The sequence below is a fragment of the uncultured Sphingomonas sp. genome (assembly GCF_937871615.1).
Taxonomy (GTDB): domain Bacteria; phylum Pseudomonadota; class Alphaproteobacteria; order Sphingomonadales; family Sphingomonadaceae; genus Sphingomonas.
Map to the genome: position 1 here is coordinate 81120 of NZ_CALMPA010000011.1, position 24610 is coordinate 105729.

At 68.1% G+C, this 24610-nt stretch carries 23 protein-coding genes; 19 read left to right on the forward strand and 4 right to left on the reverse strand.

Annotated elements, in window-relative coordinates:
• Positions 1-3 precede the first annotated feature (3 nt).
• The 14 genes from Q0316_RS01460 to Q0316_RS01525 all read left to right on the forward strand — a co-directional run bounded on the left by Q0316_RS01460 (position 4) and on the right by Q0316_RS01525 (position 11537).
• Positions 4-1332 carry a FliI/YscN family ATPase gene (locus Q0316_RS01460; protein ID WP_298668575.1) on the forward strand — a complete coding sequence of 443 codons (1329 nt, stop codon included), beginning with the start codon at positions 4-6 and terminating at the stop codon, positions 1330-1332.
• A 92-nt stretch (positions 1333-1424) separates the two neighbouring features.
• Positions 1425-1844: a hypothetical protein gene (locus Q0316_RS01465; protein WP_298668578.1), complete on the forward strand. Its 420-nt coding sequence runs from the start codon at positions 1425-1427 to the stop codon at positions 1842-1844.
• A 40-nt stretch (positions 1845-1884) separates the two neighbouring features.
• Positions 1885-3450: a flagellar hook-length control protein FliK gene (locus Q0316_RS01470; RefSeq protein ID WP_298668581.1), complete on the forward strand. Its 1566-nt coding sequence runs from the start codon at positions 1885-1887 to the stop codon at positions 3448-3450.
• Between the two features lie 17 nt (positions 3451-3467).
• Positions 3468-4106: a flagellar basal body-associated FliL family protein gene (locus Q0316_RS01475; RefSeq protein ID WP_298668584.1), complete on the forward strand. Its 639-nt coding sequence runs from the start codon at positions 3468-3470 to the stop codon at positions 4104-4106.
• A gap of 6 nt (positions 4107-4112) precedes the next feature.
• Entirely contained in the window at positions 4113-5051 is a 939-nt protein-coding gene (locus Q0316_RS01480) for a flagellar motor switch protein FliM (protein WP_298668587.1), read from the forward strand.
• Positions 5048-5350 (forward strand): flagellar motor switch protein FliN, encoded by a 303-nt coding sequence (gene fliN / locus Q0316_RS01485; RefSeq protein WP_298668592.1) that lies wholly within the window; start codon positions 5048-5050, stop codon positions 5348-5350. The genes Q0316_RS01480 and fliN overlap by 4 nt, the downstream gene beginning before the upstream one ends.
• Positions 5351-5360: 10 nt before the next feature.
• Positions 5361-5627 carry a flagellar biosynthetic protein FliO gene (locus Q0316_RS01490; RefSeq protein ID WP_298668596.1) on the forward strand — a complete coding sequence of 89 codons (267 nt, stop codon included), beginning with the start codon at positions 5361-5363 and terminating at the stop codon, positions 5625-5627.
• Positions 5624-6508: a flagellar type III secretion system pore protein FliP gene (gene fliP, locus Q0316_RS01495; protein WP_298668599.1), complete on the forward strand. Its 885-nt coding sequence runs from the start codon at positions 5624-5626 to the stop codon at positions 6506-6508. Before Q0316_RS01490 ends, fliP begins: the two co-directional genes overlap by 4 nt.
• 147 nt (positions 6509-6655) lie before the next feature.
• Positions 6656-6928: a flagellar biosynthesis protein FliQ gene (gene fliQ, locus Q0316_RS01500; protein ID WP_298668601.1), complete on the forward strand. Its 273-nt coding sequence runs from the start codon at positions 6656-6658 to the stop codon at positions 6926-6928.
• Positions 6929-6931: 3 nt separating this feature from the next.
• Positions 6932-7705 (forward strand): flagellar biosynthetic protein FliR, encoded by a 774-nt coding sequence (gene fliR, locus Q0316_RS01505; RefSeq protein WP_298668605.1) that lies wholly within the window; start codon positions 6932-6934, stop codon positions 7703-7705.
• Positions 7705-8832, forward strand: a complete 1128-nt coding sequence (locus Q0316_RS01510; protein WP_298668609.1) for a flagellar biosynthesis protein FlhB — start codon at positions 7705-7707, stop codon at positions 8830-8832. The genes fliR and Q0316_RS01510 overlap by 1 nt, the downstream gene beginning before the upstream one ends.
• Before the next feature lie 54 nt (positions 8833-8886).
• Positions 8887-10395: a flagellar filament capping protein FliD gene (gene fliD, locus Q0316_RS01515; protein ID WP_298668613.1), complete on the forward strand. Its 1509-nt coding sequence runs from the start codon at positions 8887-8889 to the stop codon at positions 10393-10395.
• Positions 10374-10796 carry a flagellar protein FliS gene (locus Q0316_RS01520; protein ID WP_367179605.1) on the forward strand — a complete coding sequence of 141 codons (423 nt, stop codon included), beginning with the start codon at positions 10374-10376 and terminating at the stop codon, positions 10794-10796. The genes fliD and Q0316_RS01520 overlap by 22 nt, the downstream gene beginning before the upstream one ends.
• Before the next feature lie 171 nt (positions 10797-10967).
• Positions 10968-11537 (forward strand): HNH endonuclease, encoded by a 570-nt coding sequence (locus Q0316_RS01525; protein WP_298668615.1) that lies wholly within the window; start codon positions 10968-10970, stop codon positions 11535-11537.
• A 94-nt stretch (positions 11538-11631) separates the two neighbouring features.
• Here the strand turns inward: Q0316_RS01525 and Q0316_RS01530 are convergent, their stop codons facing one another.
• A complete protein-coding gene (locus Q0316_RS01530; protein ID WP_298668618.1) occupies positions 11632-15201 on the reverse strand; it encodes a hydantoinase B/oxoprolinase family protein in 3570 nt (1189 codons plus the stop codon).
• A gap of 112 nt (positions 15202-15313) precedes the next feature.
• Between Q0316_RS01530 and Q0316_RS01535 the strand changes: the two genes are divergently transcribed.
• The 5 genes from Q0316_RS01535 to Q0316_RS01555 all read left to right on the forward strand — a co-directional run bounded on the left by Q0316_RS01535 (position 15314) and on the right by Q0316_RS01555 (position 19926).
• Positions 15314-15823: a winged helix DNA-binding protein gene (locus Q0316_RS01535; RefSeq protein WP_298668621.1), complete on the forward strand. Its 510-nt coding sequence runs from the start codon at positions 15314-15316 to the stop codon at positions 15821-15823.
• Between the two features lie 11 nt (positions 15824-15834).
• Positions 15835-16503, forward strand: coding sequence for a DUF969 domain-containing protein (locus Q0316_RS01540; protein WP_298668623.1), 669 nt, complete (start codon positions 15835-15837; stop codon positions 16501-16503).
• Positions 16500-17462 carry a DUF979 domain-containing protein gene (locus tag Q0316_RS01545; RefSeq protein ID WP_298668626.1) on the forward strand — a complete coding sequence of 321 codons (963 nt, stop codon included), beginning with the start codon at positions 16500-16502 and terminating at the stop codon, positions 17460-17462. Before Q0316_RS01540 ends, Q0316_RS01545 begins: the two co-directional genes overlap by 4 nt.
• On the forward strand, positions 17459-18454 hold the full coding sequence (locus tag Q0316_RS01550) for a DUF2891 domain-containing protein (RefSeq protein ID WP_298668629.1): 996 nt from the start codon (positions 17459-17461) through the stop codon (positions 18452-18454). The genes Q0316_RS01545 and Q0316_RS01550 overlap by 4 nt, the downstream gene beginning before the upstream one ends.
• 80 nt (positions 18455-18534) lie before the next feature.
• A complete protein-coding gene (locus Q0316_RS01555; protein ID WP_298668632.1) occupies positions 18535-19926 on the forward strand; it encodes an amidohydrolase in 1392 nt (463 codons plus the stop codon).
• Positions 19927-19986: 60 nt separating this feature from the next.
• On the opposite strand, the gene Q0316_RS01560 is transcribed toward Q0316_RS01555, so the two are convergent.
• From Q0316_RS01560 to Q0316_RS01570, 3 genes are read right to left on the reverse strand one after another with little or no spacing between them, the layout of a single operon-like run.
• A complete protein-coding gene (locus Q0316_RS01560) occupies positions 19987-21240 on the reverse strand; it encodes a TolC family protein (RefSeq protein WP_298668634.1) in 1254 nt (417 codons plus the stop codon).
• Positions 21237-21536: a DUF3240 family protein gene (locus Q0316_RS01565; protein ID WP_298668637.1), complete on the reverse strand. Its 300-nt coding sequence runs from the start codon at positions 21534-21536 to the stop codon at positions 21237-21239. Before Q0316_RS01565 ends, Q0316_RS01560 begins: the two co-directional genes overlap by 4 nt.
• On the reverse strand, positions 21529-24606 hold the full coding sequence (locus Q0316_RS01570; protein ID WP_298668640.1) for a CusA/CzcA family heavy metal efflux RND transporter: 3078 nt from the start codon (positions 24604-24606) through the stop codon (positions 21529-21531). Before Q0316_RS01570 ends, Q0316_RS01565 begins: the two co-directional genes overlap by 8 nt.
• Positions 24607-24610 lie beyond the last annotated feature (4 nt).

A 24610-nucleotide genomic window follows, 5' to 3' on the forward strand; every position in this document is an offset into this window, starting at 1 on the left:
GCGATGCTCAACGGCTTCACCGACGATTATCTTGCCGCACTGGCCCCTGGCGATTTCCATCCGGCACCGAAAGTATCGGGGCGGCTCGCCTCGTTCGACGGGCTGCTGATGGAAGCGATCGGGCTGAACCTTCCGGTCGGCACCGTCTGCCAGGTCGGCGAACGCGCAGGCTCGGTCGAGGCCGAGGTGATCGGTTTCCGCAACGGGCGCACGCTGCTGATGAACCTTGGCGGCCCGGCGCCGCTTCTTCCCCATGCGCCGGTGCGCCCGATCGGCCCGCCCGGCGAGGCGGAGGTGGGCAAGGCGCTGCTTGGCCGCGTCGTCGATGGCGCGGGGCGCCCGATCGACGGGCTTGGCGCGATTCGCGGGGCGGGGGCGTGGCCGCTCGCCGGAAAGCTGCAATCGCCGCTCGATCGCGGGCGCGTGCTCCATCCGCTCGACGTGGGCGTGCGCGCGATCAACGGGCTGCTCACGATCGGCAAGGGCCAGCGCATCGGCATCATGGCCGGATCGGGCGTCGGCAAATCCGTGCTGCTCGGCATGATGGTGCGCGCGGCGAAAGCGGATGTGATCGTCATCGGCCTGATCGGCGAGCGCAGCCGCGAAGTGGCCGACTTCCTCGAAACCAAGGTGGCCGGAGACGCGCGCGCCAAGAGCGTCGTCGTCGCGGTGCCCGCTAATCACTCGCCGGTGCTGCGCATTCGTGGCGCGCTGCGCGCCACCGCCATCGCCGAAGCCTTTCGCGCCGAGGGCAAGGACGTGCTGCTCATCATGGATTCGCTGACCCGCGTGGCGCACGCCGGGCGCGAGATCGGGCTGGCGCTGGGCGAGCCGGCGTCGGCGCGCGGCTATCCGCCGTCGGCCATCGCGATGCTGCCCAATCTGATCGAACGCGCCGGCACCGACGTGGCATCCGGCGGCTCGATCACCGCGATCTACACCGTGCTGGCCGATGGCGACGACGGCAATGATCCCGTGGTCGATTCGGCGCGCTCGATCCTCGACGGGCATATCGTGCTGAGCCGCCAGCTTGCCGAACGCGCCGTCTATCCCGCGATCGACGTATCCAAATCGGTGAGCCGGGTGATGACCGATATCGGCACGCCCGCGCATCTCCATGCCGCGCGCGTGCTGCGCCGTCATCTCGCCACCTATGAGGAAAATCGCGATCTGGTGTTGATGGGCGCCTATCGCAGCGGCAGCGATCCCGAGATCGACGCGGCTATCGCCTATCACCCCGCCGTGATGGAATTCGTGCGACAGGATGCCGATGCGATCATCCCGCTGGAGGATGCGGTGGCCGAGCTTACCGGCGTGTTCGGCGATGGCTAGGCCTGTGCCGCCCCGCTCCCTCACCCCGCCTATCGCAGCGCATCCTGATCGGGAGGCGGGGTGGTGGAGCAGGCCCGCGCCGTTCGTCAATAATGGCTGACGCGAAGAAACTTGCCCGCGTCCTCAGGGTGCGGACGCTGCAACTGGGGCTGGCGCAGGCGCAGGAGGTGCGGCTGCGCGAAACCCACGCGCATGAGGCGGCCTTGTCCTCGCGCATCGCGCGGCTCGCGGCGGATGTCGCGCCGACCGCCGACAGCGCCGCGGGCGTCTCGCTCGCGGCGGCGGCCTATTATCGCGAGCGGCTGCATCGCTCCGCCGAAACCGCCGCCAACCGTGTCCGCACCGCCGAGGTGGAAGCCGAGCGCGCTGCGGAGGCGACCCGCGCCGCGAAACGCGATCAGAGCGCGGTGGAGAAACTGATCGCCCGCGCCGAGACCGCCGCGGTGCTGCGCGAGATCGGCAAGCTGCGCGACGCGCCGCCGACACGGAAAGTTCGGCACGATCCTTGCTAAATGATCTGCGAGGGGCCGACCCTCCGGGATGCAGGGGCTCATGACCGCAGTTTCAAATCTGGCGCCAGCCATCGTAAAGCCCGGCAATCCCGTGGCGCCGCCCGGCGTCGCGCCATCGGGCGCGGCGTTTCCGGCCCTGCTCGCCCTCTCACCGGAAACACCGGAAGACGCGCCGCCCGCCCGGCAGGACGATGCCGCGCCCGGCAAGGATTTGCCGGATGCGGGCGATCTCGCCTGGATCGCGCCTGCGCTCATCATGTTGCCGGCCACCCCGATCGCGCCGACGGGTGCCGTGCCAGACGCCGCTGCCGCCGCGCCCATCGCCACCGCTGGCGGGCGCCCGGAAATACGCGAGCCGGCGCTGCCCGCTTCGCCACAGCCCGATGGCGATCCGGCGCCGGTGGCAAACGCGGGCGCCGGATCGCCGGTGGCGGCAGCCGGATCGCTGGTTGCTGGCGTTCCGCGCCCCGCCGATACGGTGCCCGAGGCAGCGGATGCGCCGGTCGGGCGTGTCGCTGCCGCGCGAAACGTCGCCGCCGAGCGGATCGCGATCGCCCCGTCCATGGTACGTGCCGGCCAGACCGCGACGCCAATCACATCCGCCGCGCCAGACGCCGCACCGCAGCGCGAAGCCGTGCAGCCGATCACGATTGCGCCGCTGGCGATGTATCCCGGCGTGGTCGCCGCTCCTGAAGACGCGTCGCGGAATGCCGCCGGTCTGCCGGTCCTGCCCGCCGCGATTCCCGCGTCAGCCGCCCATGCCGGGCCAACGGCTCCTGCGCCGCAACCCACGCGAGGCATAACCCCGGTTGCCGGGCCGGGGGGCACGGCGGAACCGCCGCCAGCCCCTATGGCACCAGCCGTCGCCGGCGCGGTCACGGTCACCGCGCGGCCTTCCGCCATGCCGCCGATCGAGATCGAAGCGCCGACCGTTCCTGCTGGGCAAGCACGCGCCACAGCGCCGCGCCCGGTCGCCAGCCCCGCCGCCATCGCCGTCGCGATTGCACCGCCCGCGCCGCCCGCACCCACCCCGCTCGCGCGGATCGCGCCCGCCGCGCAGGTCTTCGCCGCCGCGATCCAGCGTGCCAGCGCCGATGATCGCGCGACGACCGCGCCCCAGCCCGCGCTTGCCGCGATCGCGCTCGGCACCGATGATGCGCTTCACGCCGTCTCCGCGCTCGTCGATCCGCGCCATGCCGCGATTGATCTGAAGCAGGATGACTGGCCCGGCCAGATGATCCAGCGGATCGAGGCGCTGCGCGATGCCGTCAACGCCAACGACAGCAGCATCCGGCTGATCCCCGATGCGCTGGGCAAGATCGACGTGGCGCTGAAGCGCGAGGGGGACGGCGTTTCCGTCCGCCTCGTCGCGCACCAGCCCGAAACGCGTCAGATACTGGCCGATGCGCAACCGCGCCTGATCGAACTCGCCGAGGCGCGCGGGCTGAAGCTATCCACCGCGACCGGGGGCACCGCCGACACCGGCGGGCAGGCCATGCCGCAACAACAGCAGCAGCAACCCCGCGCACAGCAAGCCGCCGCTCCGGCGCACCGCACGCCGACACCAGCCGACGACACAAACATGACCGATGATCGCATCGCCTGAATCCCGAGGACAATGACATGAGCGATACCGAAACCACGCCCGCCGCCGCCCCCGCCAAGCCCAAGGGCAAGCTGCCGAAGATCATCATGCTGGTCGTCGGCGTATTGGTGCTGATCGGCGGCGGAATCGGCGCGGGCCTCTATGCGGCAGGCTCCGGCCTGATCGGTGGCAAGAGCGCGAAAGCCGGGCCTGCCGGGCCGCGCCTTGTTCCCAAGAGCGAACAGAAGCACCCCGGCGAAGGCAAGGAGGGAGGCGGGCATGGCGGCGGCGAGAGCGCCGAGGCCAAGCCCGCCGAGGATCACGGAATGCCCACGCCCGCGGGCGAAGGCGGCGAACGCTATGCCTCCAATTACTATGCGATGGAGAAGGATTTCACCGCCAACCTGCAGGATTCGGTGCACTTCCTCCAGGTCGGCATCGCGATCTCCACGCCCTATGACGACACTGTCATCCGCAACCTCAAGACCAACGATATCGCGGTGCGCTCCGCCGTGCTGATGACATTGGGCGATACCAGCGAGGATCAGGTGTTCACTTCCGAAGGCAAGCAGGCGCTAGCGAAGCGGCTGGCGGTGGCGATCAACCGGGTTCTTAAGGAAAAGGAAGGATTCGGCGGCGTTGGTAACGTCTACTTTACCAATTTCGTTGTTCAGTGAGCAGGCATGGTTAACGCCGCTTCACCTTCCGACGCCGAACGTCGCGAGCGCGCCCGCAGCGAAACCGTCCAACCGGGCGGCCTCGGGCAGGCGAAGCTCAATCCGTTCGGCGATCTGCACACGTTGCAGCATCTCTCCACGCGCCTCGCGCGGAGCCTGCGCGGCGTGTTCGAGCCGCTGCTGCGGCAAGAGGTGAGGACATGGGCGGAGCCGCTGATGGTCCAGCGTTTCGCCGATTACCGGCTCGAACGCCCCGATCTGCTCACCGCATGGCTGCCGCTCGGCATGGACGATCGCACCGCCTTGTGCGTGTTCGATGGCCGATTCGTGCTGGAACTGCTCGATCTGTTCTTCGGCGGGGTCGGCTATGCGCCGCCTGAACTGCCGCTTGAATTCACCCCCGCCGCCGAAGCGATGGTGGCCCGGCTGGGCGAGATGATCGCGCCGCCGCTCGCCGCCGCCTGGGAGCCGCTGGCCCGCGTTTCCTTCACCGTCGGGCGGTGCGAGGGCAATGCCGCGATGCTCACCAATATCGAGGCGGACGACGCGATGATCGTCACCCGCTTCGGCATCGCGCACGGCGCGGCGCGCCCGGTGTTCGTCGATCTCGTCTATCCCGTTTCCGCGCTGAAGCCGCACGGCACCGCGCTGACCGGCAAGGTCGTCGCCAAGGCAGCGGAGCAGGATGCGCAATGGACCGCGGCGCTGACGCGCGCGGCGATGCAGGTGCGCTTTCCCGTCCGCTCCGTGCTGGCGGAGCCGGTTATCAGCCTCGCCAGGCTGATGGAATTGCAGCCCGGCGACGTGATCCCGATCCACTTCACCAACGACGTGCCGGTGATGGTCGGCAACGACCGGCTCGGCACCGGCACGGTCGGCACCGCCAACGGCCATGCCGCGATCCGGCTTACCAAACTCGCGAGCCTTGAAGGAATCATCGCATGAATGACATGACGGGCGCCTTCCCGGCCGATCCCGACGCTTCCGGCGCGGTCGCCGCCAATTTCCGGCTGCTGCAGGATGTCGACGTCAAGCTGACGGTCGAGATCGGCTCGACCCAGCTCACGCTGCGCGAATTGCTGGCACTCGGCGAATCGAGCGTGATCGAGCTTGATCGCCAGGCCAACGAACTGCTCGAAGTGTTCGTCAACGGCACGCTGATCGGGCGCGGCGAGGTGGTGACGGTGGGCGAGCGTTTCGGCGTGCGCATGACCGAACTGGTCAACCCCGAGAAGCGCGGCTGAACGCGCGATGATGTGGTCCTACATCCTGAAGCTGGTCATCCTGCTGCCGCTGGTGTGCGGGCTGATGATCGGCTCGCTCTATCTGTGGCGCCGGCTGGAAAGCCGGATGCCGGGCAAATCGCCGACGCGGATGATCGCGGTGCGCGAGACGATGATGATCTCGCCCAGCGTCAAGCTCGCGGTGGTCGATTTCGAGGGGAGCCGGCTGCTCGTGTCTGTCGGGCGCGGCGGCGTCTCGCTGATCGACAAGACGCACGCGCGGAGTGACATCGCATGACATTGGTGCGCACCGGCGGGGGGCCGGCGCTGTTCAGCCAGACCAGGCGGCGCGCGCACGGCGGCGGCTTTTCATGGGCGAAGGCGGCGCTGGCGCTGCTTGCCATCGCGGTGGCGCTGATGATCGCGCTGCCCGCCTTCGCGCAGGTGGCGCCGCCCGCCGCCCCGGCGGCCCCCGGCGTGGGCGACGCGGTGGATCGCGCGCTCGGCCAGCTTTCCAGCGGCGCGGCATCGGGCCAGACCGGCAGCGGCTCGCTCTCGCTGTCGCTGCAAGTCCTCATCATCATGGGGCTGCTGACGATCCTGCCGGGGATCATCCTGATGATGACCAGCTTCACGCGGATCATCATCGTGCTCTCGCTGCTCAGGCAGGCGCTCGGGCTGCAACAGACCCCGCCCAATCAGGTGCTCATCGGGCTTTCGCTGTTCCTGTCCTTTTTCGTGATGGCGCCGGCGATCAACCAGATCAACACGCAGGCGATCCAGCCCTATGCCGCCGGCAAGCTGGCGGGCACCGACATGATCCGCACCGCCGGGGAGCCGCTCCACGCCTTCATGACCAAGCAGACGCGGGTGAAGGATCTGACGATGTTCGCCGAAATGGCGAAATCCGGCCCCTACGCCAATGCGAAGGACGTGCCCTTTTCTGTGCTGCTGCCCGCATTCGTGACGAGCGAACTGAAGACCGCGTTCCAGATCGGCTTCCTGATCTTCCTGCCGTTCATCGTCATCGATCTGGTGGTGGCAACCGTGCTGATGGCGCTCGGCATGATGATGCTCTCGCCCTCGATCATCTCGCTGCCGTTCAAGCTGCTGCTGTTCGTGCTGGTCGACGGCTGGGCGCTGACGATGGGCAGCCTCGCCAATTCGTTCGCGACGTGACGGGAAGCGGGCCAGTGCAACAATATCATCGCCATTCGCGCGCAGCCGGAAATCCGGGAGCACCTCCGCTACGCTTGCATCATGGCGGCCAGCCAGAATGGATTCCCGCCTGCGCGGGAATGACGGAAGAATGGTCGGGGCAGGATCATGGTTGACGCGGATTATTTCCTGGCGGTCGCGAACCAGGCGATGTGGGTGCTGGCGCTGGCCGCCGCGCCGATCCTGATTCCGGCGCTGGTTTCGGGCCTGATCCTCGGCATGATCCAGGCGGCGACCTCGATCAACGAACAGACGCTGACCTTCGTGCCCAAGCTGATCGTCGTGGCGATTTCGATCATGGTGTTCGGCGGCATGATAATGGGCCTGCTGGGTGATTTCACGATCGGCATCTTCGATCGGATCCCGGATCTGGTGAAATAGGCGATGCTCGGCTTCGGCCTCGCGATCGAGCCGCAATTATGGGCGCTCATCTTCGTGATGGTGCGCGTCGGCAGCGCGTTCGTCGCCGCGCCCGTATTCGGCAACGTATCGGTGCCGTTGCAGGTGCGCGTCGCGCTATCCGGCGCGATCGGCGTGATGGTGCTCGGCAGCCACCCGATCCAGCCGCCGGCGCAGATTTTCGCGGTCACCACCTTCCTCGCGGTCGCGGCGGAGGCGCTGGTCGGCCTCGCGCTCGGCTTTGTGCTGCAGATCGCCTTCGCCGCGCCATTGGTCGCGGGCGAGGTGATCGGCGGCTCGATGGGCATCGGCTTCGCCAACATGCTCGATCCCACCACCGGGCGATCGTCGCCCGCGATCGGGCGCTTCCTTTCGGTGATGCTGACGCTGCTGTTCCTGTCGCTCGACGGGCATCTCGTCCTCGTCGACATGATCCTGAAAAGCTATGTCGCGATGCCACCCGGCGCGGCGTGGCTGGCGGCGGGGCAGATGCGCGATATCGCGATGTTCGGCGGCTATATGTTCCTCGCGGGCCTGTTGCTCGCGCTGCCGGTCGGCTTCCTGCTGCTATGCCTCAACCTCGTGGTGGGGATGCTTTCCCGCTCGGCGCCCGCGCTCAACCTGTTCGCGGTCGGGTTGCCGGCGAGCCTCGCGGTGGGCGTCGTCAGCCTCGCGATCGCCTTCCCTGCAATGGGTGATTACATGCAGGTGGTGATCCGCGAGGCGCTCGCCGCCACCTCCTCGCTGGTGCTCGGCTGATGTCGGAACAGTTCGGCGAACGGACCGAAGCCCCAACCCCAAAACGGCGCAAGGACGCGCGCGAGCGCGGCGAGCTGCTCAAGAGCCGTGATTTCGCCACCGCGATCGTCGTGCTGGCGGGCGTCGCGTGGGTGGCGCTGTTCGGATCGTCGCTGCTCAAGGCGTGCAAGGCGATCATGGCCGCCTCGTTCCGCTTCGATCGCGGCGATGTGGAGGATTTCCAGCCGTGGCGGCCGCTGGTGGATGCCGGCTGGCAACTCGTGCCCGCGCTCGGCTCGCTGTTCGCGATCACCGTCGTCGCGGCGATCGTCAGCCAGGGCGGGCTCGGCTCGCTCGGCTTCAATCCCTCGCTGCTCGCGCCCAAGGCGTCGCGAATCAACCCCGCGTCGGGGCTGAAGCGCATCTTCGGCCCGAACGGGCTGATCGAGCTGGGCAAATCCTTGCTCAAGGTGGTGCTGCTCGGCTCGATCGGCGCGTGGCTGCTTATGTCATCCTCCCGCACGATGTTCGGCCTCGCCTCGTCCGATATCGAGGTGGCGGTGGGATCACTCGGCGGCACGCTGACGCATATCCTGATCGTCATGGCGCTGGGGCTGGTCGCGATCGCGATGGTCGATGTGCCGGTGCAGATCATGCAATTGCTCGGCAAGCTGCGCATGACCAAGCAGGAGGTGAAGGACGAGCACAAGGAAAGCGACGGCAACCCCGAGGTGAAGGGCCAGATCCGTGCGAAACAGCGCGCGATCCTGTCCCGTTCGATGAAGAAGGCGCTGGCTTCCGCGCATGTCGTGCTGACCAACCCGACGCATTTCGCCGTCGCGCTGCGCTATGATCGCGGGCAGGATCAGGTGCCGGTGGTGGTGGCCAAGGGCCGCGGCGCGACGGCGCTCGCGATCCGCGAGGCGGCGGGCGAATTCGCGGTGCCGGTGCTCGAATATCCGCAGCTCGCGCGCGCCGTTTACTACACCAGCCGCGAAGGCCAGGAGGTGCGCGACGACCTCTATCTCGCGATTGCGACGGTGCTGGCGTTCGTGTTCAACCTCAACGCGGCGGCGGGCGGTCGCGCGCCGCCCGCGATCGAGGTGCCGCTCACCGCGCGCTTCGACGAAAACGGCGCGAAACAGTGATCCCGCGCGCCCGGAAACCCTAAAGAAGCGTGCGCCTCGGCCGTTTGAATCACCATGACGACGACCAGCAGCACCAGCGGATCGGCCACCTCGCCGACGACCGCGGCCACCACCGCGAGCGTCAACTCATCCGCCGCGCAGCAACTGCTGAGTTCGCTCAACGCCGGATCGGGCGTCGACACCAGCTCGCTCGTCACGTCACTGGTCAACGCGCAATTCGCCACCAAGGCCGCCGCGCTGAAGGCGAAATCGGATGCGCTGACGACCAAGATTTCCGATGTCGCGACGCTCAAGGGCCAGATCAGCGATTTTGCCGCTGCGCTCGAAAGTCTGGTGAAGGGCGGCACGCTCGTTTCGCAGCCGGCAAGCTCGAATACCGGGGTGTTGAACGTCACGCCGCTGGTCGGCGCGAAGCTCAACGGGCTGTCGGGGAGCATCACGGTCAGCCAGCTCGCCAGCGCGCAAACCGCCGTCAGCGCCACTGCGGTCGCCAGCAGAAACGCGCCGATCGGCACCGGCCAGTTCACGCTGACGCTGGGCACCGCCAGCTATAACAGCGACGGATCAATGGCGTCGTTCGCCGCAGGCAGCGGCGCGCCCGCGACGATCACCATCGGCAGCGGCAACAATTCGCTCGCGGGACTCGCGGATGCGATCAACAATGCCAGCGCGGGTGTCACCGCCTCGATCGTCACCAACGTCGATGGATCGGCCTATCTCTCGCTAAAGGGCGCGAGCGGCGCGGCGCAGGCCTTCACGCTGACCGCGACGACCGACGATAACGGCACGCTTTCCGCGTTCAACGTCGGGCCAGGCGCCGCGATGAAGATTTCCAGCAAGGCGCAGAACGCGAAGCTGACGCTCGACGGCGTCGCGGTGGAGCGCACCGGCAACACGATCACCGATCTCGTGCAGGGCCTGCAAATCAACCTGACCGGCACCTCCACCGTGCCGGTCACGCTCTCCTCCTCCACGCCGACCACGGCGCTGACGAACGCGGTCAACGATCTCGTCGATACGTACAATCAGGTGTTCGCCGCGCTGAAGGCGCAGGTCGATCCGATCACCGGCGATCTGCGCGCCGATACCGCGGCACAGGCGCTTTACCGCTCGATGCGCGGGCTGACGACGCGAACACTGATCGGCAATGCCGCCCCCGGCGCGCCATCCACGCTCGCCGATCTCGGGGTCACCACCAATCGCGATGGCTCGATCTCGGTCGACGCGACCAAGCTCACCAACGCGATCACCAATAACCCGGCTGGCGTGGAGGCGATCTTCTCTTATGCCACGATCGGCACCGACGGCATCAACGCCGCGATGCAATCAATCAAGCTCAACGCCACCAGCACGCTCTACGGGCTGGGCGCATCGACGGCGACCTACACCAAGGCGCAAGGCACGATCGCAACGCAGCAGGACGATCTGACCACCAGGCAGCAGCAGATGACCGATCGCCTGACGCAGCAGTTCGCGGCGATGAACGCCAAGGTCGCGGCATACAAGTCCACCCAGGCCTATATGACGCAGCAGATCAACATGTGGACGAAATCGGGCAATTGACGGTGGCTTATGCAAGCGCGCTGCTGCGCAACCCGGCACAAACCTATCGCGAGATTGATCTCGCCGGGCGCACCGCCAACGCAGACGGCCCGGCGCTGGTATCCTTGCTCTACGAGGAATTGATCCAGGCGCTGCGTGTCGCCGCCTGGGCGGCGGAACGGCGCCAGTTCACGACCAAGAGCGAACGCGTCACCCGCGCCACCGCGATCCTGTTCGCGCTGGAGGCGAACCTCGATTTCGAGAAAGGCGGCGAAATCTCCAAGACGCTCGCGCGGCTTTACGCCGGCGCGCGCGCGCAGGTGATCCGCGCCAGCCTGGGCCATGACGGCGCGCCTTTTCGCGATATCGCGGACAATCTGGCCGAAATCGCCAACGCCTGGTCGCAGGCGCGCGCCGCCTGATCGAGCGGCGCCAAGGCGCCAGCCAGCCGTTTTCCCTCGCGAAATCGCCCCCCGCCCCGTGCGGCGGGCGATTCACGCATTCACTTGACCGCGTGAATCGCCGTCTGTCATCATGCGGTAACGGCAAACGTCGTAAGGCGTGCGCCACACGGTATCGAAGGGGACAGAAGTTTGTTCCATCCCGATCTGATCCGCCATCCGGACAGTTGCCCCACGCTCGTCCTGAATGCCGATTACACGCCGCTTTCCTATTATCCGCTCAGCATCTGGCCATGGCAGACGGCGGTGAAGGCGGTATTCCTCGATCGCGTCGATATCGTCGCGCATTATGAACGCGAAGTGCACAGCCCGAGCTTCGCGATGAAGCTGCCCTCGGTGATCGCGCTCAAGCAATATGTGAAGCCGTCGCAATTCCCGGCCTTCACGCGCTTCAACCTGTTCCTGCGCGATAAATTCGCCTGCCAATATTGCGGCACCACGCATCGCGACCTGACGTTCGATCATGTCATCCCGCGCGCGCAGGGTGGGCGGACGACATGGGAGAATGTCGTCACCGCCTGCGCGCCGTGCAATCTGCGCAAGGGCGGGCGCACCCCGCGCGAGGCGTCGATGCCGCTGCATATCGAGCCGATCCGCCCGACGAGCTGGCATTTGCAGGAACACGGTCGCCGCTTCCCGCCCAATTACCTGCATGATACATGGCGCGACTGGCTCTATTGGGATGTCGAGCTGGAGGCGTAAACCCCCGCTCGCCCCAAGCCTGTCGAACGGCTGCCCTTCTTGCGACGAAAGGACAGGGCTTCGGCAAGCTCAGCCCGAACGGCGCTGATTTGGCTCAGCCATATCCCCCGCCGCCGGGTGTTTCGATCACGAAGCGATCGCCCGGCTCCAGGGCGGCCTCGTCGCGCCCGCTGAGCATTTCGCGCGCGCCATCGCGCCGCTCGACCCATTGCGCGCCGCCTGCGCCATCGCCGCCACCCGCCAGCCCGAACGGCGCGATCGTGCGGCGCGAGGCCACGATCGTCGCGGTCATCGGCTCCAGCGCGGTGATCGCGCGGATCGCACCATTGCCGCCGCGATGGCGCCCCGCCCCGCCCGATCCGCGCCGGATCGCGAACCTGTCGAGCCGCACCGGATAGCGCATCTCCAGTATCTCGGGATCGGTGATGCGGGTGTTCGTCATATGCGTATGCACGGCGCTCGCGCCGTCGAAATCGGGGCCTGCGCCCGCGCCGCCGCAGATCGTTTCATAATATTGGAAGCGATCGTTGCCGAACAGGAAGTTGTTCATCGTCCCCTGCGATGCCGCCGAGGCGCCAAGCGCGCCGAGCAGCGCGTTGCACACCGCCTGGCTCACCTCCGTATTGCCCGCCACCACCGCGCTGCCTGGCGGTGGCGACAGGAAGCTGCCATCGGGTAGGATGATGGTGAGCGGCGCGAGGCACCCTTCGTTGAGCGGCAGATCCTCGCCGACGAGGCAGCGAAAGGCATAGAGCACCACCGCGCGCGTCACCGCAGGGGGCGCGTTGAAATTGCCGGTGCTCGCCGCGCTGGTACCGGTGAAGTCGATCGTCGCGGCGCGGCCCGCGTGATCGACCGTCACCTTCACCGCGATCCGTGCGCCATCATCCATCGGATAATCGAACGCGCCGTCGGACAAACGGGTGATGACACGGCGGATGCTCTCCTCCGCATTGGCCATCACATGCCCCATATAGGCGCTGACCATCGCCCAGCCGCGCGCCGCGACCAGCGCGCGCAACTCCGCGATCCCGGTTTCGTTGGCGGCGAGCTGCGCCTTGATATCGGCAAGGTTCACGTCCGGGCTGCGCGCCGGCCAGCGCGCGCCGGCCAGCAAAGCGCGGAACTCGCCCTCGCGCAGTTCCCCGCCGTCGACCAGCAGGAAATCGTCGATCACCACGCCTTCATCCTCCAGCGTGCGCGAATCGGGCGGGGTCGATCCCGGCGTGAGCCCGCCGATATCGGCGTGATGCCCGCGATTGGCGACAAAGAAGCGGATTTCCTTCCCCGCATCGTCGAATACCGGGGAAATCACCGTCACATCGGGCAGATGCGTGCCGCCGTTGAACGGATTGTTGAGCGCCACCGCATCGCCCGGCTTCAGCCTGCCGGCGCGGCTGGCGATCACCGTGCGCACGCTCTCCCCCATCGCGCCAAGGTGGACCGGGACGTGCGGCGCATTGGCGATCAGATTCCCGCTCGCATCGAACAGCGCACAGGAAAAATCGAGCCGTTCCTTCATGTTGACGCTGCTTGAGGTGTTGCGCAGCACCACGCCCATGCGATCGGCGATGCCCATGAACTGCGAGTTGAACAGTTCCAGTTGCACCGGATCGACGATGGCGGGATCGGCGGCGGCCTCGCGCGCGGCGGCTTCGTGGTGGAGCACAAGTTCGCCCGCCGCGCCAACCTCCACGCGCCAGCCCGGCTCCACCACGGTGGTGGCGATCACCTCGCGGATCAGCGCGGGGCCGTGGATCAGATCGCCGGGGCGCAGGCCATCGCGATCATGGACCGGCGCGTCATGCGCGCCGCCGCCGCTCCACAAAGCGATCGTCTCCAGCGGCGCGGGCATCGCGCCGTCGCGCGGCGCGAGCACGGGCAGCGCGACCGGGGTGCCGGGGAGGATCGCCTCCACCACCACGCTTTCGACGACGATCGCGCGATCCGGGCTGATGAAGCCGAAGCGCGCACGATGCGCCGCCTCGAACGCCTCGCGCATCGCCGCCAGCGTGCCGACCGGCACGGGGAGCGCGGTATCGGTGCCGGCGTAGCGCAGGTTGACGCTCGCCTCGCGCCTGATGCCTTCGCCGCCGATCTCGCGCGCGGCTTCCTCGCCGAGCGCCCTTGTCAGCGCGTCGATCGCATCCAGCGCGGCGGCGTCTAGCGCGCATTCGAGCGAGCGCTGCCGCATCGCCGACTGGTCCGCCAGCCCCATGCCATAAGCGGAAAGCACCCCGGCGAAGGGATGGATCAGCACGGTGCGCATCCCCAATGTCTCCGCCACGCGGCACGCATGTTGCCCGCCAGCCCCGCCGAAACATTGCAGGGCGAAGCGGGTGACATCCTCGCCACGCTCCAGCGCGACGCGCTTGATCGCGGCGGCCATGTTGGCAACCGCGATCGTCAGGAACCCCTCGGCCACGTCACGCGGATCCTGCGCGCGGCCCGTGGCGGCGGCGATTCCGGTGGCGAGTTCGGCGAAGCGCGCTTCCACCGCCGCGCGATCGAGCGGCTGATCGCCATCTGGGCCGAAGATTGCCGGGAAATGGCCGGGCTGTATCTTGCCGACCATCACGTTCGCATCGGTGACGGTGAGCGGCCCGCCGCGCCGATAGCAGCATGGCCCCGGATTGGCGCCCGCACTATCCGGCCCGACGCGATAGCGCGCGCCATCGAAATTGAGGATCGAGCCGCCGCCCGCCGCGATCGTCTCGATCGCCATCATCGGCACGCGCAGCTCTACCCCGGCCACCTCGGTATCGAAGGCGCGCTCGAACCGCCCGGCATAGAGCATCACGTCGGTGGATGTACCGCCCATGTCGAAACCGATCACGCGGTCAAAGCCCGCCGCCTCAGCCGTCCGCGCGGCGGCGACCACGCCGCCCGCCGGGCCGGAGAGGATCGCATCCTTGCCCTGAAACGCGCGCGCATCGGCCAGCCCGCCGTTCGACTGCATGAAGGCGAGCGGCGTATCGCCGAGCGCGCGCGCCACCGTATCGACATAACGCCGCAGCACCGGCGACAGATACGCGTCCACCACCGTCGTCCGCCCGCGCGCGACCAGCCCGGTGAGCGCGCTCGTCGCATGGCTTGCGGACACCTGTGCGAACCCCGCCTCGCGCGCGAGCGCCGCGATGCGCGCTTCGGTTTCGGGGAAGGCCCAGGCGTGGGCCAGCGCGATCGCCACCGCCTCGAACCCCTCGGCCCGGCGACGGACGAGCATCGCGCGCACCGCTTCCTCGTCGAGCGGCACGAGCGTGTTGCCCGCCGCGTCGATCCGCCCGCCGACTTCCTCCACCGCCTCATGCAATGGTTCGGGCAGGCTGATGCCGAGATCGAACAGGCGGGGGCGCGCCTGATTGCCGATCGTCAGCAAATCCGCGAACCCGGCATCCACGATCAGCAACGTGCGCGCGCCCTTGCGTTCGAGCAGCGCATTGGTGGCAACGGTGGTGCCCATCCTCACCTGGTCGATCAGCGCGGCGGGCAGCGGCGCCTCCGCCGCGAGGCCGAGCACCGCGCGAATGCCCGCGATCGCCGCATCGGCATAGCGTTCGGGATTTTCGCTCAGCAGCTTGGTGGTGGAAAGCGTGCCGTCGGGCGCCCGCGCCACGATATCGGTGAAGGTGCCGCCACGATCAATCCAGAACTCCCAGGCCACCGATCACCTCCATTTTATCGACAAATTATCAATGATACGACGATCAATCGTTGACAAGCCCGATTCGCCGCGCGAACCTCCCCGCCCAACGATCGGGAAAGGGATGCACCGGGTGAGCAATGCGAAACGCGCGATCGTTTCCTCGGCGCATCTTGCCGATGGCGCGGCGCCGGCGCTGTCCGAACTGGAATTCAGCCTGACGCTCGCTGCCACCGCCTATCAGCGCTGGCTGGCGCGCTGCGCGGTCGCGGCGGGCGCGCCCTTGTCGCCGATCGAGGTGCTGATCCTCCACACCGTGCGCCATCGCGACCGGCCCAAGCGATTGGGCGACATCACGCTCGTGCTCGATATCGAGGATACCCATCTGGCGACCTACGCGATCCGCAAGCTCGAAAAGGCCGGGCTGGTGGAAACGCGGCGACAGGGGAAGGAAAAGCTGGTCGCGGCGACCGGGGCGGGGGTCGCCTTCTGCGACGCCTATCGCGCGGTGCGCGAACGGTTGCTGGCGGATGCGGTGGCGACCGAGGGGCCGGGCGAGACGGCCTTGTCCGACATGGCCGATCTGCTGCGCCGCATCTCGGGCCAGTATAATCAGGCGGCGCGCGCCGCCGCGACGCTTTAGGGGCCGCCGCCATGCTGGTGCTGTCGGGAATCGCGATCATCGTCATCGGCTTCGCGCTGGGGATAAATCCGATGCTGGTGGTGACGCTCGCCGCCTTCGCCAGCGCGCTTGCCGCGGGGCACGGGCCGATCGAGGTGATCGGGATGATCGGGAAAGCGTTCGTCGACGGGCGCTTCCTTGCCGTCGCCTGGCTCGCGCTGCCGACGATCGGACTGCTTGAGCGCGCGGGCTTGCGCGATCATGCGCGCGGGCTGGTGCGGCGGCTGCGCGGCGCGACGACCGGGCGGGTGCTGATCGGCTATCTCGGGCTGCGCCAGTTGACCGCCGCGCTTGGGCTCACCTCGCTTGGCGGGCATGTCCAGATGGTCCGCCCAATCGTCGCGCCAATGGCGGAAGGCGCGGCGGAGCGCGACGAGGATGTGCCGCTCGATGAGGATACGCGCGAACTGATCCGCGCCAATGCCGCGGCGGTGGACAATATCGGCCTGTTCTTCGGCGAAGACGTATTCATCGCCATCGGCTCGATCCTGCTGATCCGCGCGGTGCTGGAGCAGAACGGGATCATCGTCGCGCCGCTGCATGTCGCGATCTGGGCGATCCCGACCGCGATCTCAGCCTTCGTGATCCACGGGTTGCGGCTGTTGCTGCTCGATCGGCGGCTGAAGGCGCGGCGCGCATGATCGGGCTCGACGCGATCGGCGCGGTCGCCGGGCTGCTGCCCGCCGCCGTCGCGATCCACCATACCACGCACCGCACCACGCGCGGCTGGTGGCGCAGCGCCGGCTTCTGGGCGTTGTTCGCGATCAGCCTGGTGGCGGGGCCGTGGCTGCCAGATGTCGCCAATGGGGTGATCGTGCTGGCGATGGTCGCGCTGGCCACGACGGGCCTGCGCCCGGCGCACGTCCCCACCACAAGCGAGGCGCAACGCGCGGCGAGCGCGCGGCGGCTCGGCTCGCGGCTGTTCCTCCCCGCGCTGTGCATCCCGGTGGTGACGTTGGCGGGCACCCTGCTGATCCCCGACGGCAAAATCGCCGGCCATGCGCTGATCGACCCCAAGCAGGTGACGCTCGTTTCGCTCGCGGTTGGGGCGATCGTCGCGCTCGCGTTCGCGATCCGGCTGACGCACGCGCCACGCACCGCCCCTGCCGCAGAAGCGCGGCGGCTGACCGATGCGATCGGCTGGGCGATGGTGCTGCCGCAGATGCTCGCCGCGCTCGGCGGGATATTCGCCTTGTCTGATGTCGGCAAATGGGTCGCGATCGGGGTGACGAGCGTGATGCCGCTCGATACGCCGCTTGTCGCAGCACTCGCTTATTGCCTCGGCATGGCGCTGTTCACGATCGTGATGGGCAATGCCTTCGCCGCCTTCCCGATCATGACCGCCGGAATCGGCCTGCCCTTCATCATCCACCAGTTCGGCGGCGATCCCGCGCCGGTGGCGGCGCTCGCCATGCTTTCGGGCTTCTGCGGCACGCTGATGACCCCGATGGCCGCCAATTTCAACATCGTGCCGGTCGCGGCGCTGGAACTGCGCGATCGCCACGCCGTGATCCGCGCGCAGATACCGACCGCGCTGATCCTGCTGGCGATCAACATCGCGATCATGGTGATCTTCGTCCTGCCGGGAGCGCATCAATGACGACCGAACTCACCGCCGATCGCGCCACGCATTTCGCGCGGATCGCGCTCGGCCATGTCCGCCGCGAATATCCGCACAAGGCGGATCATGTGATGACGGGTGACAGCGACGCCTATATCCCGCGCGCCGTCCATCCGATCTTCTATGGCAGCTTCGACTGGCATAGCTGCGTCCATGGTTACTGGCTGCTCGCGCGGGTGCGGCGGCTGTTCCCCGATCTGGCGGAGGCGCAAGCGATCGACGCGCTGTTCGCGGGCGCCTTCACGCCCGCGAAGGTGGAGGCCGAACGCGCCTATCTCGATCGCCCGAGCACCCGCGGGTTCGAACGCCCCTATGGCTGGGCATGGCTGCTGATGCTCGCCACCGAACTGAAGCTGGCGAATTCGCCGCATGAAGCAACGTTGCGCCCGCTGGCCGACGCCTTTGTCCGCCGGTTCCACGATTTCCTGCCGCTGCTTACCTATCCGGTGCGCGCCGGCACGCACGCCAATACCGCCTTCGCGCTGGTGCTCGCGGCGCAATTTGCCGATGTGGCGGGCGACACCGCGCTGCATAAGCTGCTCGTGAATCGCGCGCGCGGCTGGTTTGGAAGGGATCGCGACGCGCAGGCATGGGAACCGAGCGGCGACGATTTCCTGTCGCCCGTGCTGATGGAGGCAAGCGCGATGGCCGCGCTGTTGCCCGCCGACGAATTCCGCGCATGGTTCGCGCATTTCCTGCCGCGTATCGCATCGCGCGAACCAGCCACGATCTTCACCCCCGCCACCGTCAGCGATCGCAGCGACGGCAAGATCGCGCATCTCGACGGGCTGAACCTCAGCCGCGCCTGGGCCTTCCGCGCGATCGCCAGCGCGATCGACACGCCGGGCGTGCAGGCGATCCTGCGCGATGCCGCCGATCGTCACCTCGATGCCGCGCTTGGCGAGGTGGCGGGGGATTATATGGGCGAACACTGGCTGGCGAGCTTCGCGCTGCTCGCGTTCACGGGATAGCGGCGCATGGCATTTCGCGCGTCCCATCCATAAGATGCGGGAATATTCATCCCCAATAACAGACCGGACGATTCCCACCGATGCGCAAGACCCTGCTGATGCTCGCCGCCACCTTCATCGCCGTGCCCGCCGTGGCGCAGATCACCCCGGCGGTGTCGGAGGGCGCGCCGCCCACCCCGATCCCCGCGATCGCGCCGGGCTTCGATGTCGCGGCGGCGGTGGCGCGGATCAACGCCTCGCTCGATCGGCAATATCCCAAGCTCGATGCGCTCTATAAGGATCTCCACGCGCATCCCGAGGTGGGTTTCCAGGAAATCCGCACCGCCGGCATCCTCGCCGCGGAAATGCGCAAGCTCGGCTTCACCGTCACCGAAAAGGTCGGCCAGACCGGGATCGTCGCGATCTACCGGAACGGCGACGGGCCGGTAGTGATGGTGCGCACCGAGATGGACGCGCTGCCGATGGAGGAAAAGACCGGCCTGCCCTATGCCAGCCGCGCGCAGCAGACGGTGGACGGCAAGCTGAGCTACGTCGATCACGCCTGCGGGCATGACAGCCATATGGCCTGGTGGGTCGGCGCGGCGAACGCGCTCTTGGCGATGAAGGATCAGTGGCACGGCACGTTGATGTTCATCGGCCAGCCGTCCGAGGAAACGCTGCTCGGCGCGAAGGCGATGCTCGACGATGGCCTGTTCAAGCGTTGGCCGAAGCCCGATTACGGCTTTGCCGCGCATGTCGGCCCCGACGCGATCGGCCGCGTGGTGGTGAAGGAGGGCGCGGTCACCTCCGCTTCCGACAAGGTCAACGTCACCTTCAACGGCGTCGGCGCGCATGGCTCGATGCCCGACAAGAGCATCGACCCGATCGTGATGGGCGCGCATTTCGTGAACGACGTGCAGACCGTGATAAGCCGCGAACGCGATCCCAATCTGTTCGGTGTGATCTCGGTCGGCAGCTTCAACGCGGGCACGGTCGGCAATATCATCCCCGATCACGCCGATCTGCAATTGACCGTGCGCTCACGCGATGCCGCGACGCGCAAGCTGCTGCTCGACGGCATCCAGCGCACCGCGCGCGCGGTGGCCGATATGGCGCGCGCGCCGGCACCGATCGTTGCGCATCCGGGCGGCACCGGGGTGGTGGAGAATGATTCGGCGCTGTCCGCGCGCACCGCCGCCGTCCTCGCCACCGCATTCGGCAAGGACGTTGCCTTTGTCCCCTCGGCCAACCCCGGCGGCAATGCGAGCGAGGATTATTCCGCCTTCATCGAAGCCGGCGTGCCATCGGTGTTCATCGCGGTCGGCGGTTATGATCCGGCGACGATCGCGCGCTACAAGGCGGAAGGAAAGCCGGTGCCGGTCAACCATTCGCCGTTCTTCGCGCCGGTGCCGGAGCCGACGATCAAGCGCGGCGCCCAGACACTGGCGCTCGCCGTGCTGTCGGTCGCGGGGAATGGCGTGACGGTGAAATAACGCGGCTGGTGCCCCGCGAATGTTCCGGGAGTTCGCCGCCGGCGCGCTCCCGAAACGCGTTCAGGCGTGATCGTCCTCGTCGATCCAGATCACGTGCGAATCGATCTCCAGCCGGATCAGCGCGCGCAACGCCTCCGTCCGGGCGCGAATCTCCTCGCGCCGGGCGTCATTGGCCTGGCGCTCGGCATAGAGCAGGTCGGTAAGGTCGATCGCGCCAAGCCGGTTGCCGGCGCGCATCCGATCGGCCACCGCCCGCGCGCTGACCGCAGCGTCACGCAACGATTGCCAGCCATCCAGCCGCGATCGCGCCAGCGCCACATCGGCGGCGGCGATAGCCTCCACGGTGCGGCGCACGGCGGCGAGATCGCTCAGCGCGGCGGCGGATTGCGCCGCCGCCTCCTCCGCCAGATACCGGCGATAGCCGCCGCCGAGCGGCATCGAGGCGACCAGCCCGACGCCGCGCTCCATCCCGCCGCGCTCGCTGAACGCGCGGACGCCCACCGACGGGTCCGCGATGCGATCGGCGCGTGCGCGGCGCGCGGTGAAGCCAAGCCTGTCCGCCTCCGCCTGTGCCGCCTCCACCTCATGGCTGCGCTCGATCACCAGCCGCCCGAGCGTCGCGAAGCCCTCCACCGGCTCGCCGGGCTCGTCGGGCGATGGCGCGGTCGCCGGCAAGGGGATGGTCGGGAAGGTCGCGCGCAGCTTCGCCTCCGCCTCGGCCAGCGCCGCCTGCGATTCGGCGAGCTGGCCGCGCGCGCGCGCCGCAGCGGCCATCGCCTGATCGACATCGAGCGCGGCGGCATCGCGCAATTGCGCGCGGCGCTCGGTCGCCCCGGCCTCACGCGTCAGATTGGCGAGATTGCGCTGATCGCTCTCGGTCAAGGCGCGCGCACCGATCCAGTCGAGCCACAATTGCGCCAGTTCAAGCGCCGCCTGATGCCGCGCATCCGCCATGCGATTCTGCGCCGCCGCCACGCCTGCCTCACCCGTGCGCCGATCGAGCGCCGCCTTGCCCGGCAGGCGGAACGCGCGCGTCAGCGTGGCATCGAACTCGGCATAATCGCGCTCGCGATCGACGCCACGCCGCATCGCGCTGCCGGCAAGCACCGCTTCGTGGCTTCCCTTCGCCAGCGCGCCCGCCTGCGCGCGCGCCACATCGACACGGTGCCCGGCGGCAAGGACCGCCGGATGATTGTCCAGCGCGTCGCGCACCGCCTCGGGTGGCGGCAACCCGCGGCGCGCGGGGCGCGGCTCGCCATGAAGGGGGCTGGCGCACACCACCGCCACGCCTGCGAGCCACAACAAGCGCCTCATGCCAGTCTACCTCGTGCGATAATCGGGGTCGCGTGCCAGCGCACCGGCGCGTCGCGCCGCGCTTGCTCGACAGCCGCGACCAGAATGGTGAGTTGTTCATCCGCCACGATCAGCTCGATCACGCGCCGATCGAGCCGCCCGGTAACCCGTTCAGCGGTGGTCGCGTCCGAAAAGTCATGGCCCAGCACCGCCTCGGCCCGGATATGGACCGGGGCGCCGCTCGCGGTGCGGAGCAATTCGCCAAGCGGCCCGGCATCGGCGGCGCCACAGTGAAACGACAGCAAAAGCTCAGCCATCAGCGCGCTCCCGATCGGATTCGCCGAACCGCGCGAACAGCATCGGCAAGAGGATGAGTGTCAGCAGGGTGGAGGTAATCAGCCCCCCGATCACCACGATGGCGAGCGGGCGCTGGATTTCGGAGCCCGGCCCGCTCGCGAACAGCAACGGCACCAGCCCGAAGGCGGTGATGCTCGCGGTCATCAGCACGGGCCGCAGACGCCGCTCCGCCCCCAGCCGCACCGCATCGGCAATCGCCATGCCGCCTGCACGCAACTCGCGGAAATAGGCGACGAGCACCAGCCCGTTGAGCACCGCGATGCCGAGCAGCGCGATGAAGCCGACCGATGCGGGAACCGAGAGATACTGGCCCGACGCCCACAAAGCGACGATCCCGCCAACCATCGCGAACGGAATGTTGACGAGGATCAGCAAAGCCGCGCGCAGCGAGCGCAGGGTTCCGAGCAGGACGAGGAAGATCAGCGCCAGCGCGACCGGCACGACCAGCGACAGCCGCGCCGCCGCGCGCTGCTGGTTTTCGAATTGCCCACCCCAGACGAGGCGATAGCCTGCCGGAAGCGGCACCTGCGCCGCGACCGCCGCCTTTGCCTCCTCGACATAGCCGACCAGATCGCGGCCCGAGACGAACGCCTGCACCAGCGCATAGCGCGCGCCATTTTCGTGGTCGATCTTCACCGGCCCCGCGACCGGGCGGATCGTGGCGACATCGCTGACGCGCACCGTTTTGCCATCGGGGGAGCGCAGCAGCAGATCGGAGAACAGCCGCGCGTCGTCGCGCTGCGCGTCGCCCCCGCGGATCACGATCGGGATGCGGCGATTGCCTTCGGCGACGATCCCTGCACGCATCCCCTCAAGCTGGGTGCGCAGCGCATCCTCGATCGTATCGACCGACAGCCCGGCGCGCCCGGCGGCCAGGCGATCAATGTCGATCTGGAGATAATCGACGCGATCGTTCGCGACGGTCATCACCTCGGTCGCGCCGCGCGTCTGCTGCAACACCTGCTGAATCCGCGCCGCGAGCCGCCCGAGCGTCGCGCCGTCGCTGCCGAAGATCTTGATCGCCAGATCGCCGCGCGCGCCGGTGAGCATTTCGGATACGCGCATCTCGATCGGCTGGGTGAAGCTCGCCTCCATCCCCGGCAGCCGCTGCATCGCGACGCGCATCGCCTCGACGACATCCTCCTTGGTGCCGCGCCATTCCGCGCGCGGGCGCAGCGTGACGAAGGAATCGCTTTCGTTGAGCCCCATCGGATCGAGCCCGAGTTCATCGGAGCCGACGCGCGTGATGACGCGCTCCACCTCGGGCACATGGCCGATGAACGCACGCTCGACGGCGGTATCGCCGCGCACCGAATGCGCAAGGCCGATGCTGGGATTCTTGACGAGCTGCATCACGACCGCGCCCTCGTCCATCTGCGGCATGAAGGTCTTGCCGACCGCGCCATAGGCAACGACCGCGATCGCGAGGCCCGCCGCCGCCACGCCATAGACCAGCGGCTGGCGCGCGAAGGCGCCGGCCAGCAGCGCGCGATAACGCGGCGTCAGCACCCGCATGATCCACGGATCGCGATGCGCCCCCAATTTCAGCCCGAGCGAGGCCAGCACCGGCACCAAAGTGAGCGCGAGCAGCAGCGAGCCGACGAGCGCGAAGATGATGGTGAGCGCGACAGGGGCGAACAGCTTGCCCTCCAGCCCCTCAAGCGACACGAGCGGCAGGAAGACGAGGGCGATAATCAGCAATCCGGCCGAAACCGGAACGATCACGCCGCTCGTCGCGCGGAACACATGGTTGAGGCGCGGCGCCCCTTCCTCGTCGCGCGAATGGCCCAGCCGCTCGACGACATTTTCCACCACCACCACCGCGCCATCGACCAGCATCCCGATCGCGATGGCGAGACCGCCCAGGCTCATCAGATTGGCGGTCAGCCCCCAATAATGCATCAGGAGGAAGGTTATCAGCGTCGCCATCGGCAGCGTCACCGCGACGATCGCCGCCGCGCGCCAGTTGCCGAGGAACAGGATCAGCAGGATTACCACCAGCACCGTTGCCTCAAGCAACGCGTGCTCGACCGTGCCGACCGCGCGCGCGATCAGATCGGAGCGATCGTAGAAGACGTTGATCGTCGTGCCCGCCGGCAGGCCGCGCGACAATTCGGCGACACGCTGCTTGACGCCCGCCACCACCTTGCGCGCATCCGCGCCGCGCAGCGCGATCACCAGCCCCTGCACCGTCTCGCCGCGCCCGTCGGCGCTCACCGCGCCGTAACGCGTCAGGCTGCCGGTGCCGATGCTCGCGATATCGCCGAGCCGCAGGACGCGGCCGTCATGCGCGCGGAGCACCAGCGCCTTGAGATCGTCCACCGTGCGGATCGCGCCGACCGCGCGGACGATCAGCGCATCCTCGCCGTTGTTGAGGCGCCCGGCGCCGTCATTGCGGTTACCCGCCTCGATCGCGGCCTTCACCTCGGCCAGCGTCAGCCCCGCCGCCGCGATCGCCACCGGATCGGGGCGCACCTCGAACGTGCGCACATGGCCACCGAGCGCGTTGACGTCCGCCACCCCCGGCACGGTGCGCAGCGCCGGCCGGATCGTCCAGTCGAGCAGCGTGCGCTTTTCCTCGAGGCTGAGCGGGCCGTCGATCGTGAACATGAACAGTTCGGACAGGGGGGTCGATATCGGCGCGAGGCCGCCGCTCACCGTGGCGGGAAGATCATCCTTCGCCTCGGCCATGCGCTCGCTCACCTGCTGGCGCGCCCAGTAGATGTCGGTGCCGTCCTCGAAATCAATCGTGAGATCGGCCATCGCATATTTCGCGGTGGCGCGCAGGACCGACTGGCGCGGGATACCCAGCATCTCCTGCTCGATCGGCGCGATGACGCGGGTTTCCACCTCGTCCGGCGTCATCCCCGGCGCCTTGAGGACGATCTTCACCTGCGTCGGCGCGATATCGGGATAGGCGTCGATCGGCAGGTTCACGAAGGTCCACGCGCCAAGCCCCGCGATCACCAGCGCAATCGCGATGACGAGCAGCCGGAACGACAGCGCATAAGCGACCAGATTGCGCAGCATCGTG